The sequence below is a fragment of the Actinomycetota bacterium genome, from assembly GCA_030776625.1.
GTDB lineage: Bacteria > Actinomycetota > CADDZG01 > CADDZG01 > WHSQ01 > MB1-2.
Map to the genome: position 1 here is coordinate 97,844 of JALYHL010000006.1, position 16,027 is coordinate 113,870.

General features: G+C 65.9%; 17 protein-coding genes. 16 read left to right on the forward strand and 1 reads right to left on the reverse strand.

The window, feature by feature from the left end:
* Nucleotides 1-96: 96 nt before the first annotated feature.
* The 16 genes from M3N53_10775 (at nucleotide 97) to nusB (ending at nucleotide 13,815) form a co-directional block, all read left to right on the forward strand.
* On the forward strand, nucleotides 97-660 hold the full coding sequence (locus tag M3N53_10775; GenBank protein ID MDP9068810.1) for a prepilin-type N-terminal cleavage/methylation domain-containing protein: 564 nt from the start codon (nucleotides 97-99) through the stop codon (nucleotides 658-660).
* Complete coding sequence (locus M3N53_10780; protein ID MDP9068811.1) at nucleotides 657-2,459, forward strand: type II secretion system GspH family protein; 1,803 nt, start codon at nucleotides 657-659, stop codon at nucleotides 2,457-2,459. The genes M3N53_10775 and M3N53_10780 overlap by 4 nt, the downstream gene beginning before the upstream one ends.
* A complete protein-coding gene (locus M3N53_10785; GenBank protein ID MDP9068812.1) occupies nucleotides 2,456-3,115 on the forward strand; it encodes a prepilin-type N-terminal cleavage/methylation domain-containing protein in 660 nt (219 codons plus the stop codon). The genes M3N53_10780 and M3N53_10785 overlap by 4 nt, the downstream gene beginning before the upstream one ends.
* Nucleotides 3,112-4,623: a pilus assembly PilX N-terminal domain-containing protein gene (locus tag M3N53_10790; protein MDP9068813.1), complete on the forward strand. Its 1,512-nt coding sequence runs from the start codon at nucleotides 3,112-3,114 to the stop codon at nucleotides 4,621-4,623. Before M3N53_10785 ends, M3N53_10790 begins: the two co-directional genes overlap by 4 nt.
* Nucleotides 4,624-4,829: 206 nt before the next feature.
* Nucleotides 4,830-4,979, forward strand: coding sequence for a helix-turn-helix domain-containing protein (locus M3N53_10795; protein MDP9068814.1), 150 nt, complete (start codon nucleotides 4,830-4,832; stop codon nucleotides 4,977-4,979).
* On the forward strand, nucleotides 4,979-6,040 hold the full coding sequence (gene pilM / locus M3N53_10800) for a type IV pilus assembly protein PilM (protein ID MDP9068815.1): 1,062 nt from the start codon (nucleotides 4,979-4,981) through the stop codon (nucleotides 6,038-6,040). The genes M3N53_10795 and pilM overlap by 1 nt, the downstream gene beginning before the upstream one ends.
* Nucleotides 6,037-6,687, forward strand: a complete 651-nt coding sequence (locus tag M3N53_10805) for a PilN domain-containing protein (GenBank protein MDP9068816.1) — start codon at nucleotides 6,037-6,039, stop codon at nucleotides 6,685-6,687. Before pilM ends, M3N53_10805 begins: the two co-directional genes overlap by 4 nt.
* Complete coding sequence (locus M3N53_10810; GenBank protein ID MDP9068817.1) at nucleotides 6,684-7,307, forward strand: type 4a pilus biogenesis protein PilO; 624 nt, start codon at nucleotides 6,684-6,686, stop codon at nucleotides 7,305-7,307. The genes M3N53_10805 and M3N53_10810 overlap by 4 nt, the downstream gene beginning before the upstream one ends.
* 8 nt (nucleotides 7,308-7,315) lie before the next feature.
* Nucleotides 7,316-7,966: a hypothetical protein gene (locus M3N53_10815; protein MDP9068818.1), complete on the forward strand. Its 651-nt coding sequence runs from the start codon at nucleotides 7,316-7,318 to the stop codon at nucleotides 7,964-7,966.
* 96 nt (nucleotides 7,967-8,062) lie between these two features.
* Nucleotides 8,063-8,476: a type IV pilin protein gene (locus tag M3N53_10820; GenBank protein ID MDP9068819.1), complete on the forward strand. Its 414-nt coding sequence runs from the start codon at nucleotides 8,063-8,065 to the stop codon at nucleotides 8,474-8,476.
* 39 nt (nucleotides 8,477-8,515) lie between these two features.
* Nucleotides 8,516-9,673: a chorismate synthase gene (gene aroC, locus M3N53_10825; protein ID MDP9068820.1), complete on the forward strand. Its 1,158-nt coding sequence runs from the start codon at nucleotides 8,516-8,518 to the stop codon at nucleotides 9,671-9,673.
* Nucleotides 9,670-11,247, forward strand: coding sequence for a 3-dehydroquinate synthase (gene aroB / locus M3N53_10830; GenBank protein MDP9068821.1), 1,578 nt, complete (start codon nucleotides 9,670-9,672; stop codon nucleotides 11,245-11,247). The genes aroC and aroB overlap by 4 nt, the downstream gene beginning before the upstream one ends.
* Nucleotides 11,244-11,678 (forward strand): 3-dehydroquinate dehydratase, encoded by a 435-nt coding sequence (locus tag M3N53_10835; protein ID MDP9068822.1) that lies wholly within the window; start codon nucleotides 11,244-11,246, stop codon nucleotides 11,676-11,678. Before aroB ends, M3N53_10835 begins: the two co-directional genes overlap by 4 nt.
* Entirely contained in the window at nucleotides 11,678-12,757 is a 1,080-nt protein-coding gene (locus tag M3N53_10840) for a Xaa-Pro peptidase family protein (GenBank protein ID MDP9068823.1), read from the forward strand. The genes M3N53_10835 and M3N53_10840 overlap by 1 nt, the downstream gene beginning before the upstream one ends.
* 10 nt (nucleotides 12,758-12,767) lie before the next feature.
* Complete coding sequence (gene efp / locus M3N53_10845; protein ID MDP9068824.1) at nucleotides 12,768-13,325, forward strand: elongation factor P; 558 nt, start codon at nucleotides 12,768-12,770, stop codon at nucleotides 13,323-13,325.
* Between the two features lie 10 nt (nucleotides 13,326-13,335).
* A complete protein-coding gene (gene nusB, locus M3N53_10850) occupies nucleotides 13,336-13,815 on the forward strand; it encodes a transcription antitermination factor NusB (GenBank protein ID MDP9068825.1) in 480 nt (159 codons plus the stop codon).
* Nucleotides 13,816-13,821: 6 nt separating this feature from the next.
* Here the strand turns inward: nusB and M3N53_10855 are convergent, their stop codons facing one another.
* On the reverse strand, nucleotides 13,822-15,915 hold the full coding sequence (locus tag M3N53_10855) for a hypothetical protein (protein MDP9068826.1): 2,094 nt from the start codon (nucleotides 15,913-15,915) through the stop codon (nucleotides 13,822-13,824).
* Nucleotides 15,916-16,027: the final 112 nt, after the last annotated feature.

Consider the following 16,027-nt stretch of genomic DNA (forward strand, 5'->3'; position numbering starts at 1 on the left):
GTCCAGCCCAAAGATGAGGCCAGATCGGCGCCGGGTTTGGTGGTCCGGCGCGTGTCGCCGGAGGAAGCTGCTCGTCCGCCCCTCAAGGGCCCTGGCGTGGCGGCCGATGGAATGAACATCCACATACGAAGCGGAACGGTCGTGATACGTAAAGAAGAAGGCTTCACCCTCATAGAGTTGCTCGTCGCCACCGCTTTGCTGGCGGTGTTGGCCACGCTGGGAGCGGGCGCGGCGCGCCAGTTCTGGCTGGTGCGGTCCCTCGACGCGGGCGCCGATGCGGCGGTCAGCCAGCTACGCCGGATGCAGGCGCAGTCGGCGGCCGAGAGCCACCCCCTGATCTTCGGCGCGCGCTTCCGCGCGGGCTCGTCAGAATGGACGCTGGTGAAGTTCGACCCCAAGATCCCTACGGACTCTACCGATGATGTGTGCACGGAGCTCGGCTCCCCCAGGACCTTCGACGCGGGTGTCATTGTCGCTAGCGTAGATTTCTCCGACGTGACGGGGGTGACCGATAAATGCCGATCGCAGACCTCCGACGAGGTCGCGCTGTTCTACCCCCGCGGCACGGCGACGGCCGGATCGCTCGTGCTCAGCCAGCCGGCGTTGGGACGGACGCAGACGGTGACGGTGACGGCGATCACAGGCCGGGTGACGAGATGATCCGGCGAGCTCGACAGGTGGACCGCACCCACCGCGGGTTCACACTCGTCGAGACGCTGGCGTCTCTCCTTGTCTTCACACTCGTGACGCTCGGAGTCGTGCCGCTGCTCCTGTCCGCGACACGCGGCGCGACCCTCTCGCGCTCGTTCACCGTCGGCAAGAACCTGTCGCTCCAGGCGATGGAGCGCGTGCGCGGCCTCCCGTACTTCGTCTCGTACGCAAACCAACCGAAGCTGGTGGACGTCCTCGACTTCTACTACCCGAACGCAACGGGTGCCGTGACCGGCGTCTTCACGACGACTTGCACGTCGGCGACCACCGACAATCCGGCCTGCCCGGACAACATCGGCGCGGGCTACACCGTCACGTACGCGGCTGAGTTCATCGCTCCCGGTCCACTCGACGCTGCCGGTAAGGAGACTTTCGTCAACGTCGTTCCGCCGTCCACTTACACCCGAACGTCCTCGCCGGCGGACATCCCGCCCACACGTCTGGTCCGGATCAAGGTCGAAACCACCTGGGACGCGACGGGTGCAGCGCGCCGTTATGCCTTGACGAGCTTCTTCGGCGAGCGCAATCTCGCGGAGGAGAAGATCCGCGGTGTCGGTCGGGTCGACTACGCGGTCGAGGTGCTGACGTCCTACGTCGACAACGATCCCGCGGGAAGGGTGAGTGACCTCGTCGTCAACGCCGGCAGCGCCGAGTCACGCGTCCAGACGCGCACGCTCTCCGAGGCGGACCAAACGGTGCGATCTGCGGCGCTGCGTCTGGCCCGGCCACCGGACGCCGGCTCCGCCACGGATACCGGTCTGAACCTGTCGCTGCTGGGCGCGAACTCGTTCATCCACGCCGCTCCCGATCAGGATCCCGCCGCGGGATCCACGCGTGTCGCGCAGACGCTGAACCACCCCGAGTTGGACCTCAAGCCTCAGATCGCCTATCTCTCGACATCTGGGACGGGCGGGCCGCTGAGGGTGAAGACCGCGAACGACCTTCCCCTAGCGTCCGGGACGTTCAACCTCAACGATCTCGCCAGCCTCGACACCTACGACCTGTGGGTCAACAACCAGGCGGATACCACCATGGGCGCTCTCCTTCGCCTCGATCCCACGAGCCCGGTCTTCTCCGTGCGTCCGCGTACCGCCGCGGAAGAAGACCTCGCTACGAAGGTCCTCAGCGGCGGGACGTCGGCGACTACGGTAGGGGGGGCAACCAAGAAGGTCGATGCCGCGGCGTCGGCGGAGCTGGGGCAGATCAGGCTCTTCCCGGTGACGTTCATCCTGACGGGCGAGAAGTCGGTGATCGTGGTGGACAACGTCACGTCGTCGGTGAGCTGTAGCGCGAGCGCGACGGGCGCAACGCAGGACGCGAGCTACTCCGCGTCGCTCAGGTACTGGAAGGAGACCAACGAGAACGACGGGATCCAGGAAGGGTCTTATCAGCCGGTGACGCTGAGCGGCACGACGGACAACTTGCCGGGCGTCGGGAACCCGATGGTGTACGAGGACCCAGTCAGCGCGCTCTCGTATGGCAGCGAGCTGGATGTCTACCTCTTCCCAGTGCCTCACGAGCACAGCGACCCCGTCCTCGGCACCGTGACGCATAAGCACGCCGGCTACTTAACCGACTGGCAGAACATCCCGACGACTTTCACTTCCGAGGATGCAGGGCGTGTCTCGCGTGCTCGCATCGACGGCGCGATCCGGATCAATACTCGGCCCAGCAACCCGACCATCCCGCAGACTGGGTTGAACATCTCGATCGCGAAGCTGTCCTGCGAGGCGGTGGACCGCCGATGACCCCGAGACGGAGTCGCGATGAGGCCGGGTTCACGCTGATCGAGCTGTTGGTGACGGCGTCGCTCTTTTCGGTTCTGGCGGTTGGCTTCTACCAGGTCCTGTTCTCGAACGCCCGCGGATCCGATACGAGCCGCGCCGTCGTGAAGATCTCCGAGGAGGCTCGCTTGGGCCTTAATCGCATGATCCGCGACACCCGGGAGGGGACCCTGTGGTGCGAAACGTATGATGGCGCATCGACTACCGCGTGTCCAACGCGGACCTCTTACAGCGTGCGCATCGACTTCAACTCGGACGGTAAGTTCGAGAACCCGAACCCACAGGGGGACTACGAGAAGCTGACCTTCGCCTACGACTCGACCCGCGGAGTGATCGCGCTGAACGGCGAGGTCCTGGTAGCCGGCGTGACGCCCATCAGCGGAAAGGACATCTTCACCTACACGAGCAACCGCCTCGAGTACGACGCCAACAGCGACGGGATGACGACGTGGCAAGAGCTTGATGCGACTGGTCTCACAGGTATCGGCGACAAGGACGGCGTCCTCGACGGGGACCTGGAGCTACGTCATCTGTCGAACATCGACTACGCCTTCAACGTGGCGTCAGGAGGCAGGACGACGGTCTTCTACAGCCAGGCACAGCTAAGGAACACCCGATGAGGAAGAGAGTCCTGCAACGACTGCGCAGCGAAGCGGGAGTGGCGATGGTCACCGTCCTCTTCGTCGGCTCGGCCCTCAGCGTGCTTGCCTCGGTGGCCGCTTTCACGACGATCGAGGAGCTGCGTGCCGGCAGGGACGATCGGAAGGCCAGCGAGGCGCTCGCTTACGCCGAGGCCGGGATCGACAGGTTGATCCTCGAGCTGCGTACGGGGAAGCTCACCTGGGGCGACATCCGCGAAGCCGGCTGCGCTACAGCGCCGCTCACGCTCACCGACGGCAACGTGGGGAACGGCAGTTATTCCGTTCAGCTCACGGTGTTCGACCCGAGCGCGCCGCTCGCCCAGCAGCTCCCCCCGTCGCCCTGGGTGAAGGAGACGAACGACGCGCAGAGGCCCTGCACGCAAGCCAATGGAACCAACCGGCCCACCAGCCCCCGCTCGAACCAGTGGTTTGCGGTAACCGCGGTGGGGAGCCACCCTACGGCGAAGCGGGCGGTGCTACAGGGTCTCCAGATCGGCCTCCTCGGGTTGCCCATCGGCATCTACGCCGACACCATCAACGCCAACGGAAACGTCACCATGGACGGAGTCAGCCTACTGACGCCTGGCGACGTGACCGGGCGGGAGAAGATCGCCTTCAAGAACACGGACCCGTACCACACACTGAACGACTTCTGGCCCGGTCAGGACTCTGCAACGAATGTTCCCGCCGCAGCACACGCTGTTGGCACGATCTACCTGAAGAAGACCGGCGGTCTCGCAGCGCAGGAGCACGTAGCGAACAGCCAGCACCTCAACTGCACCGCCAACGGCATCGGTGGCGCAGAGGGACAGTCGCAGTGGGACCAGAGCGGCCCCGGCGGCGCGATCCCCGGAGGGCTAAGTCCGAGCAACTGTAGCGGGATCTGGGCCGGCACCCCTGCGGGACCCCCGCCGACATCGGACTTCACCGCTGCGGACCTTACGCGGGTTTCGCCGCAACCGGCGCTGTCCGACCAGGACTACATGACGCTGCGCGACTCCGCGAAGCAGACCGGCCTCTACTGCTTCATCGCGAGCAGCGGCACGAAGACCTGCACGGCGAAGGGGCAGACGTGGACGTTCGGCGGCACCGTTGGGGCGACCGACCTCACCGGGCTCCCGCGGAACTTTGTGGCCTATTTCGAGTACGAGAGTCCTACAGGCGCTTTCACCTCCAACCTCATCCATTGGAACGGCGCCAATGTGTGGCCCTGCAGTACGACCGCCAGCGAAAACAAGTCCGCTGTGATCGTTGTCCGCAACGGCAGTCTCCAGATGGAAGGCGACACACAGGTCAACGGGGCGGCCTTCATCCCCGAGGGGGCATTCGACGTCCAGGGAAAGCTGCTCTTCAACGGCACGATCATCGCCAGGGAGTTCAGGAACCTCGGGAGCGCGACCTTCTCGATGACCGACTGCTGGATCGGGAACATGCCGGGTCCGTTCCTGAAGGTCAGCCCCGCACTCTGGCGGGAGCTCGACCGCTGACCCGTCTCCACGATGCTCGGCGCAGCGGCTCTAAGTACAGGGTTGTAGTTCTAAAGGGTCCCTGTACGCGGGACGATGAATCCGGTTGAGTAGTGACGTTATTGTGCACTGTTGTTGCCATCGGCATCCTCACGAGCGACCGAAAGGCGGAGCACTTGCAGCGTGACTTCGGAGAGCCCCTCCTGACGGTGGGCGAGGTTGCAAACATGATGCGCGTCTCCAACATGACGGTCTACCGGCTGATCAAGTCCGGGCAGCTCGCCGCTATCCGCGTCGGCAAGAACTACCGCATGCGGCGAAGTGACGTGGAGCGCTACCTGACCGAACGCTCCGTCAACGTACAGGTAACCCCCTGATGGCATTCGGCTCTTCGGCCGCTATCGGCCTCGACATCGGCGCGAGCGCGGTGCGGGTCGCTCAGGTTGGCGCGGGCCGCGGGGGCGCATCGCTGCTCAGCTTCGCCTCGGCGCCACTGCCGCACGGCGCGGTCACAGACGGCGAGATACGCGATGCCGGCCCGGTCGCGGAAGCCATAGCACAGGTCTTCAAGCGCGCCAAGGTGCGGGCGAAGTCGGCGGTCCTTGGGGTCGCGAACCAGCGTGTCGTCGTCCGGCAGGTCGATCTTCCGTACCTCGAAGACAAGGAGTTCCGTTCGTCGCTGAGGTTCCAGGCCGCCGATCACATCCCTATGTCGGTCGAAGATGCGCAGCTGGACTTCATCGTCATCGAGGACTACATGACGGACGCGCAGGACCATATGATGCGCGTCCTGCTGATCGCTGCCGCCACCGACATGGTGGACGCGTTCGTGGCGGCGGCGTCCTCAGGGGGGGTCGAGGCGGCGGGGGTGGATCTCACACCCTTCGCGATCGCTCGCGCCGTGAGCCCGTCGGCAAGGGGAGAGATAGGTGTGGCCGGTTCAGAAGCAGTGATCGACGTCGGCGCCGCGACCACGAACATCCTCATCCACCACAACGGCGAGCCGCGCTTCGTCCGGATCTTGCTCGTCGGCGGCGACGACGCGACCAGTGCCTTGTCTCAAGAGCTGGGCATCTCGTTCGAAGAGGCAGAGGCGATGAAGCTTGATCTCGGCCGTGGCGTCGGTCCGGTCGACGCCCGCAGGTTGATGGAGCGGCAGGTGGCGACGCTGGTGGATGAAGTGAGAGGTTCTTTGGATTACTACCTTTCGCAGGAGGACAGCGAGCCGGTTTCTTCAGTCATCCTGACGGGAGGCGGCTCCCTCACCGCCGGTCTCGCACCGAGACTCGAGCAGGCGTTGAGGACGCAGGTCCAGCTCGGTGCTCCCTTGTCGCAGGTGAACGCATCCAAGTCGGGCCTCACCCCCGAGCAGGTCGCCCAGGTGCAACCGGTCGCTGCGGCCGCGGTCGGACTCGCTTTGGGAGCGTCGCGGAGATGATGCGCCGGATCGACCTACTCCCCTCCGTCTACGAGCAACGGCGGAGACAACGCCGGAACGTCACTTCGGTATTGATAGCCGGACTGCTCGCCCTATTGCTGCTCCTCGGGTGGTGGTTCTTCCTCGGTATGCAGGTCAACGATGCGGAAGACGAACTTGCACAGGTTCGGACCGAGAATGCGGCGCTCCAGGATCAGATCGCGAAATTGCAGAGGTTCGCGCAGCTCGCGGCCGAGGTAGAGGCGAAGCGGACCGCCCTGCAGACGGTTTTCGCCGGAGACGTGGACTGGCCCGCGCTGATGACTGAGATTGCGATGGTGATTCCTGGCGAAGTGTGGTTGACGAACGTCACGGCGTCGGCGGGGCAGACCGAAGGCGCGTCCCCAGTTGGCACGGAGACGGCTCCCGTGAGGATCGACTCACGTGAGCCCTTTGGCCGCATCGCGTTTACCGGCCGGTCCCTCTCGATGCCGGGAGTCGCAAAATGGATGCTGCGTCTCGAGACAGTTCGGGAGTTCTTCGCGGTCTACCTCAACTCGGCCACGAAGGCGGACGACGCCACTGGCGTGGACGTGGTGAACTTCGACAGCACCCTGGAGTTGGGGAACAAGGCCGCGAGCGGTCGCTTCCAGGGACGGATCCGATGAACCCCCGCGTCCGCATGATCCTCTCGGTGGTGGCGGTCTTGGCCGTCTTGCTGGCGTTCTTCTTCTTGTTCATCCGTCCGCGCCAGCAGAGGCTGGCTCAGGTGGAGGAGACCATCGTGACGGAGCAAGCTCGAACGCAGCAGCTGCAGACCGAGCTGGCGCGGCTACAGGACCTGCAAGCTAATGCCCCGGAGCTGGAGGCGGAGCTGGCCACGATCAGAGGGTTCGTCCCCAAGGACGATCAGGTCCCGAACTTCCTCTTCTTGGTCCAGGATGCCGCGAACGCTGCCGGCGTTGACTTCGTCTCGATCACCCCGGAGCTCCCGAAGCCACCACCCGAGGGCGCCGCTCTGGCGGAGATACGCTCCCAGATCGGAGCCGGAGGAGGCTATTTCGCGGTCCAAGACTTCGTTCGGCGTCTGCACGCACTCGATCGGGCGGTCCGGATCGACAACCTAACGTTGACCGGAGCGGAAGATGCCGAGACGGGAACGGTAGAGATCACCCTGGCGGCGGCCGCCCGGATCTTCTTCGAAGCGCCCGGCGGCGGGGCTACCGGCGCGGCGGCTCCCGCTACAGGCCAGCCCGCTGCTACGCCGGCGCCGGTTCCTGCGGAATAGGAGACGAGATGGCCACCTCACCAGATGCTGTAGGGACCGACAGGAGGATCACTCCCGTGCGCGCCCTTCTCATCGCCGCCGGCGTGATGCTCTTTCTCTTCCTGGTCTGGTTCGTGTTCCTCCGGGCTGACGAGGTCGACGTCGAGGCGACCGCTCCGGCGCCGGCACCCGCGGCCGCCGCTCCAGAACCGCAGCAGACGGTGAGTCCGGCGAAGAAGAACGATCCTGTAGAGACCTTCGAGGTCTTCGCCCCCAAGGACCCGTTCGATCCTCTGATCTCACCTGCGACTGCCGGCGGAGCAACCGGTGGTGGGGCGGCTGCCGGACCCGGCGGCGTCACCGGCCAAGGCACCACCACGACGACGGGGGCCAACGGTGCGACCACTACCACCACCACCACAGGAACCGGAACCGCGGCGGGTGGCGGTGGTGGCGGTGGTCAGGCTGTGGGGGGGCGCCGGGTGCGCGTGATCGACGTGTTTGCTTCTCGCAACGGCCGCAGAGCGCAGGTGCAGGTCGACGGCACCGTCTACACTGTCGATGAGGGCGAGCGTTTCGCGAACAACTTCGAACTGTTGTCGACTTCAGCGCAGTGCGCAACGATGCTCTTCGGCGACGACGAGTTCACCCTCTGCGAGGGCGAAGAGATCCTCAAGTAGCTCCTCCTTCTTCAGGCACCCGCGTCTCCCTACCCTCAGGTTTTCGGGCTTAGCGGCCGATGGACAACGGGAGAACTAGCCCAAAGGGAGTGGTTAATGCGTCGGGAAGACGGCTTCACGCTGATCGAGTTGCTCGTCGTCATCCTGATCATCGCGATACTTGCGGCCATAGCGATTCCCGTCTTCCTGAACCAGCGGGACAAGGGCCGGGAGGCCCAGGTCCAGGCAGCGCTCAAGAACGCTGCTACGGCGATCGAGAGCTACTACCTGGACCACGGAAGCTATGAGGGACTCAATGCAGACCCCCACCTGCAGACGAAGCTAGCGGCCCAGGGGTTCCCGTGGCCCTCGTGGGCGACGTCGCCGGGGAAGCTCGCGGTCAAGTCGAACGCGAGCAGCTATTGCATAGAGGCTCGGCACGCTGGCCTCGCCAGCAGCAACGCCTGGTACGACGCGACGTATCGGAGCGAGGTCGGCAGCCCGCAGCCCACGCCCAACAGCTGCCCGTAGACCCTCCGCGCCGTCGCCCGGCGGTGCGAGGATAGGGCGATGGGAAGGCTGCGGTACCTGACGGCGGGAGAGTCGCATGGACGCGCCCTCGTTGCGATCCTGGAAGGCCTCCCTGCGGGGCTTCCCGTGTCGGTGAAGGCGATCGAAGACGAGCTGGTTCGCCGTCGTCACGGCTACGGGCGCGGCCCCCGCATGAAGATCGAGAAAGACGCTCTGGAGATCGTGTCAGGTGTTCGAGGCGGAGCGAGCCTCGGGAGCCCGGTCGCGATCGTCATCAACAACACCGAGTGGGAGAAGTGGCGCCACGTGATGCCGGTTGAGGACCGGCCCGCGGGCAACGAGCTCACCCGGCCGAGACCAGGGCACGCGGATCTCGTAGGGATGCTGAAGTACGACTTCCAGGACGCCCGCAACGTCCTGGAGCGCGCCAGCGCTCGCGAGACCGCGGCCCGCGTGGCTATCGGCGCTCTGGCCAAAGCTCTGCTGCGCGAGATCGGCGTCGAGGTCCTGTCCCACGTGGTCCAGATCGGCGCGGCCACCGCAGAGAGCGTCGACCTCCCGCGGCCGCACGACGCCGATGCGATCGATGCCTCACCCGTGCGCTGTCTCGACCCCGCTGCCAGCGAAGCGATGGTGCGCGCCATCGACGAGGCGCAGGCGCAGGGTGATTCCCTCGGAGGTGTCGTGGAGGTGCTGGCGTTCGGGTTGCCCCCGGGCTTGGGCTCGCACGTTCACTGGGACCGGAAGATCGACGGGCATATCGCGGGTGCCTTGATGGCGGTCCCTGCGATCAAGGGCGTGGAGTTCGGCGACGCGTTTGCGATCGCGGGCCAGCCGGGCTCGCGGTCGCACGACGAGATCGAGAGCGATCTCTCCCGTTCCACCCTCCGCGCCGGCGGGACCGAAGGTGGGATGACGATAGGTGGGGTGCTGCGGGTGCGGGCCGCGATGAAGCCGCTGTCGACCTTGAAGAAGAGATTGCGAACCGTGGATCTCGCCAGCGGCGAGCCGGCCGAGGCGTTCCAGGAGCGGACGGATGCCTGCGCGGTGCCGGCCGCGGGAGTGGTGTGCGAGGCGGTCCTCGCGCTGGTCCTGGCGGACGCCGTGCTCGAGATGTTCGGCGGCGACACCGTGGACGACCTGAAGGCAGCTCACGGCCGCTACCTCGAGCGGGTGGAGGAGAGGCGCCCCCGATGATCGTGCTGATCGGCTTCATGGGAGCCGGGAAGAGCACCGTCGGCAGGCTGGTCGCGGCTAGAACCGGGCTCCCGTTCATCGACACGGACACCGTCGTCTCAGACCGAGCGGACGCGTCTATCGCGCAGATATTCCGCACCAGGGGTGAAGCCGCCTTCCGGGAGCTGGAGCGCCAGGTGGTCCTGGAGGTGTTGTCGGGGCCGGAAGCGGTGGTGTCGCTGGGAGGGGGCGCGCCCGCGGACCCCGTCGTGGCCGACGCGTTGCGGGGAAAAGTCGTGGTCCATCTCGACGTGTCGTGGGACGAGGTCCGCCGCCGGGTCGGGAGCGATCTGGACCGCCCACTGCTACAGACCGAAGACCCGCAGGCGCTGTTCGAGGGTCGCAGGCAGATCTACGAGAGCGTGGCGACGGTGACGGTGTCGACGGACGGTCGCTCTCCCGAGCAGGTCGCGGCGCAGGTGACGGACGTTGCGGGGCAGCGGCCGGAAACCGACGCACCTCGTCGCGTGGTCGTTCCGCTCGGTGAGCGCGCCTACGAGGTCGTGGTCGGTTCGGACCTGCTGCGCAAACTCCCCACGCTCCTGCCTCCACTGGCCGGTGCCGAGAAAGCGGTCGTCGTAACGCACGCGTCCGTCGAGCGGTTCGCGAAGGAGGTGGGGGACGCTCTCGCGGGCGCAGGTTTGGAGATCGAGCACGTGATGGTCGAGGAAGGCGAGTCCTCCAAGTCGTTGTCCACCGTCGAGGCGCTGTGGCACGAGCTGGCTACACGCAAGGTCCACAAGAGGGATCCGATCGTCGGCGTCGGCGGCGGGGTGATCTCCGACGTGGCGGGATTCGTCGCCGCCACTTATGTGCGGGGCTTGCCGCTCATCCACGTCCCGACGACCCTTCTCGCGCAGGTCGACGCCGCCATCGGAGGGAAATGCGGCGTGAACATCCCCGAGGGAAAGAACTTGATCGGCGCCATCTATCAACCGCGCGCGGTGGTCTGCGATGTGGATCTCCTGACGAGCCTCCCTCGGGAGGAACTCCGCAGCGGGATGGCCGAGGTCGTCAAATACGGGCTCATCGCGGAACCGGATCTGCTGCAGGGGTTGGGGGAGAGGGTTCGACGGGGTCACGACGGAGACAGCAGCACCTTGGTCGACCTGGTCGCCCGCTGCGCAGCGATCAAGGCCTCTTTCGTCGCCGCCGACGAGCGCGACGAGGGCAAACGTGCGTTCCTCAACTACGGTCACACCTTCGCCCACGCGGTCGAGAAGCTCGGTGGGTTCAGGGGCATCCGGCATGGTGAGGCCGTTGCGCTCGGGATGATGGCGGCGGCCCACCTCTCGCACGAGCTGGGGCGGCTGGACGACTCCGGCGTCGCGCTGCATCGGCGTGTGCTGGAGGAGGTGGGGCTCGCGGTCACTGCCGATCTGGTGCTAGAGGACATGGAGGAGGCTTGGCAGCACGATAAGAAGCATCACGGAGGGACGCGGTTCGTGCTTCTGAATGCGATCGGAGATCCCGAGGCGGGGATCGAGGCACCGCGTGATGCGATCCGTGCGGCCCTAGAGAGGATGTCTGGATGAGAGCGCTGGTGATCCACGGCCCAAGCCTGAACCTGCTGGGCACGCGCGAGCCCGAGGTCTACGGCTCCCGCACGCTCGCCGAGGTGAACGACCTCATCAGCAAGCAGGCGAGCGACCTCGGCTGGGAGGTCGCGATCCACCAGACCGCCCGCGAGGGCGAGATCGTCGAGCTCCTCCATTCCGGGATCGGTTCGGTCGACGGCGCGCTGCTCAACCCCGCCGCTTACGGCCATACCAGCCGCGCCATCGCGGATGCGATCCGGGCCGTGAGCTTTCCGGTGGTCGAGGTGCATCTCTCGAACATCCATGCGCGCGAGGCGTGGCGACGGCGATCGGTGACGGCCGAAGCCGCGGCAGGGATCGTGTCCGGTTTCGGAGCGCACTCTTACGTCCTCGGTCTCCACGCCTTGAAGGCGGTGCTGGAGGGTTGATGGACTTCGACGGACGGTTGCAGAGGCTGCAGTCGAGGCTGGGGGAGCATCAGGTCGACGCGCTCCTGGTGACGAACCTCACGAACGTCCGCTACCTCACCGGCTTCTCCGGGACCAACGCACAGCTATTGGTGACTCCGGAACGCAGGATCTTCCTCACCGACCCGCGCTACGAGGCGCGCGCCGCCGCGCTCGTGCAGGACGCCGAGGTCGTGATCTACCCGGCACGTCTCACCGACGCGCTCTTTCCGATGGTCGGCCAGACCTCGCCCGTGAAGATGCTTGGGGTCGAGGGGAAGACGATCACCATCGACGAGCGCGACGACCTACAGAAGCGGCTGGCGGGCATGGACCTCGTCGCGACGGCCGGGTTGGTGGAGGAGATGCGCCGCGCGAAGGAGCCCGCAGAGGTGGATCTCATCAAGGAAGCGGTAGCGCTGGGTGACCGCGCCTTTCAACAACTGCTCGAGCGGCTGGTTCCCGGAGTCACCGAGCGCGAGGTTGCCCTGGAGATCGAGATGACGATGCGGGGATGGGGTGCCGAGGAAGTGTCGTTCCCGCCGATCGTGGGTTCCGGGCCGCTGTCAGCCCACATCCACCACACCGCGGGCGACCGCGAGCTGCAGAAGGGCGACCTCGTGCTGCTGGATTTCGGCTGCAGGTGGGCGGGTTACTGCTCCGACCTGACCCGGACGGTCGTGCTGGGTCCTGCGACGGATGAACAGAGAGACATGTACGACCTCGTTCTGCGCGCACAGCGCGCCGGGATAGATGGTGTGCGAGCGGGCGCTCACGGCCAGGCCGTCGACGCGCAGGCCCGCGGCGTCGTCGAAGATGCGGGTTCGGGCGCGCTCTTCGCCCACGGGCTCGGTCACGGCGTTGGCCTCGAGGTCCACGAAGCCCCGCGCCTCAGCAAGATCTCCGAGGACACGCTGCGAGCGGGAGACGTGGTCACCGTCGAACCGGGCGTGTACGTTCAAGGCGCCGGCGGCATCCGCATCGAGGACTGCGTCCACGTGACGCCCGACGGTCCGGAGGTTCTCGGAACCGCCCCCAAGGACGAGTTGATCGAGCTGTGAAAGGACGAGCATGATCTCGACGAACGACATGAGGCCGGGCCAGACGCTCGAGATCGACAACAACCTCTTCACGATCGTGAACTACCAGCACGTGAAGCCGGGCAAGGGCCAGGCCTTCGTCAAGACCAAGCTCAAGAACCTCAAGAACGGCGCGGTCACCGAGAAGACGTTCCGCGCCGACGAGAAGGTGAACCTCGCCGTGCTCGACAAGCGCGAGATGCAGTTCCTCTACGAAGACGACGCGGGTCTCGTCTTCATGGACAACGAGAGCTACGAGCAGCTGCACGTTCCAACCGACCTGTTTGGCGATGCGAGGAAGTTCCTCAAGGACGGCACCGTCTGCATGGTGCCGGTGCACGAGGGCAATCCGGTGGGGGTCGACCTGCCGGTGACGATGGTGCTCGAGATCACGGAGACGGAGCCAGGGTTGAAGGGAGATCGCGTCTCCGGCGCACTGAAGCCGGCCACGCTCGAGACCGGCGCGGTGGTCCAGGTGCCGCTCTTCATCGAGAAGGGCGAGAAGATCAAGGTCGACACCCGTTCCGGCGAGTACATCTCGAGGGCTTGAGCCTGCTGAGTTGGTCTCTCTGATAAAGGACCGCCGGCTCGCACGTCAGCTGGCGCTGGACGTCTTGTACCAGGCCGAGATCCGCGACCAGTTGCCGGCGGAAGCCCTGTCTCTCCAGCGGCGTGAGGGCTGGAGCGTCACTCTGGGCGATGCCGATCAGGGACCCCAGGAACCTCCGACCGAAGAGGCCGTGTCGTATGCGAGCGAGCTCGTGGAAGGGGTGCAGGAGCACTCGGCCGAGATTGACCGGCTCATCGACAGGTACGCGGAGAGGTGGGCGCTCGAACGGATGCCGGTGGTGGACCGCAACCTCTTGCGGGTCGCGGTGTTCGAGCTTCTGTGGGCGCCGGGTGTTCCCACCGCGGTCGTCATCAACGAGGCCATCGAACTCGCGAAGTCGCTCTCGACCGAGGAATCGGGCCGCTTCATCAACGGCGTCCTCGGGCGCCTTGCGGAGCAGAATGCTCCTGCACCAGAGGAGCCTTCCTAGGACTAGTTAGGTGTAGCGGGATCTCGCCTCTGGAGGCAGGCGGCGCAAGAACATGTCGTAAAGGCCGGGATCGCAGTTGAGCCTCAGGTTCAGGACATTCCTGGCGGCCTCTTCCGCTGCAGTTTCGTCGCCCGCTCGGAAGAGGGTTTGGGCAAACCCCACTCGACAGTCTCCCGGGTCGATTGCCGTCCCTTCCGCTAGAGCCTCCCGAGCTCCCTCGACATCGCCGGCTTCCCATCGACTCGTGGCGAGGGCTGCCCAGTACTCCGGCACCCGTCCATCCAAGCGGTCCGCAAGCGGCTCGAGTAGGGAAACCGCATCCTGGGCTCGACCGAGATCGATCAGTACCTGGGCTGTCTCCGCTTTGATCAGTGGGTTGACGGGATCGAGTCGCTGGGCCCAGCGATAAAGGTCGAGAGCGAGCCCGTAGCCGGACGCGTCGTAATGACCCCAGTAGCTCATGATCCGGGCGTAGGCGTGGATCGCGCCAACGTCGGGAAGCCCCGCCAGATATGTGTTTACGTCCTTCATCTCCTCGATGAGAGGCGCACCACCCTCGCCCGTCTCTAGAGCCGCCAGACCGAGATTTCCCGCGAGCACTTCGCGGTAGAGCGCCTCGTCTCTAAAGGCCAAGGCAGATGTCATCGCGGCCGCACCAGCTTGATAGTGATCCTCGAACAGCACCGTTCCGCGCCTGACTTGATGATCCGCGTCGATGAACCTGAGCCCGTACCAGCTCCCGCCGAGCGCGAGCAGTAGCGCCAAGCCGCTCCCGGTCAGCACCCGCGCCAGCGAGCTGCGGCGCGGTACGTGCGTTTCGAGGTCACGCGGCGGCAGGGTCGCCGCGACGAGCCCAGCCAGCGCGGCCCAGAAGCCCAACCGCAGCGTGATCTCGTCGATGCTGATCAGTGCCTGCACGAAGTAGGCGACGGTGGCTGCCAAGAACGCGGTCGCGGCGGCGGTCGGATGGCTCAAGCCGCGCGCTATCGTCCAGCCCCACGCCAGCAAGATGCCGAGCAGGCCGAGGAGGCCTGCGTTGGCGTAGAAGCTGAGCGGGACCGAGTGGGGGTCGTCAGAGGTCTGGTACTCGATCCCAACCGGGACGAACCCGCCTACGTACCCCCCGAGGTTGAGAGAATCCTCGAGGGAGCGGTGGCGTGGTCCCTCGATGGCGAAGGCGTTGGGGCCGGATCCGATGAGCGGAGAGTCGTTCCCCATCGCCAGAGCGGTCCTCCACATGGTGCTGCGTGTCGCCGCCGTGTATCCCCCCCACGGCCGCACCGAGCTCAGCGCGACGACGCCTATCACGGCGGCGGCCAGACCGGTGGCGACGAACAAGGAGAGCCGCCGCGCCCGCCCCGTTCCCCTATGGGATCCGATCACCAGGCCACTACCGGCCACGGCGGCGACCTGACCGCCCTGACTGTACGAAAGGATCAATGCAGCCGCGGTGACGGCAGTGATTGTCATCGCGGGGTAGCTCCGGCCCGTTGCGGTGAGCCATAGGTGCAGTGCCAAGGGCAGAGTGATCGCCAGGAACCCGCCGACGTAGTTGCTGTTACCGAGGGTCCCGGCCTGGTTTGCGCCTCCGGCCGCGGAGATCCCCATCATCCCGAGGAGCAGCGCTGCTCCCGCCAAGCCTCCGGCAGCCGCAAGTGCCCACGCGAGTTGGCGCTCCCTGCCGCGGAAGCTCATCGCCGTCAAGACGGAGAAGATCCCGAACAGGCCGTAGGGGAGCAGGCCCTGAAAGCGCGAGTACTGGCCGAACAGTGCCCATTCCCGGTAGGGCGAGAACAACCAAGACACCAGCAGCGGCGTGAATATCGCGCCGGGCACGACCCACGCGGCGCGGGGGATCCGCGGTGCTGATCCGATAGCGAGCGTGAAGACGTACAGCGCGAAGGCGATAGAGACACCTATGACAAGCAGCCCGAGCTTCGGGACGTTAAAGACGTCGTAGGTGAAGCCCGGCATCACCGTCACGGGTATCGCTACGATCAGCGCGAGGAGCGTCCACCGCATCGCGACCTGCGCAACTGGGGGCGTTTGGGGGGTGTCGACGCCGCTGGCCGGGTCGACGTCGGCCGGGGTCCTGGACACCGACCGATTATCACCCCGCCGCGCCCTGGCTACCAGACAAACGGGAGCGCTCGTTGCATCCGTCGCGCGCGCGAGATAAGGTTTCGAGAACGTCCTTTAAAGCCGGGCCCGT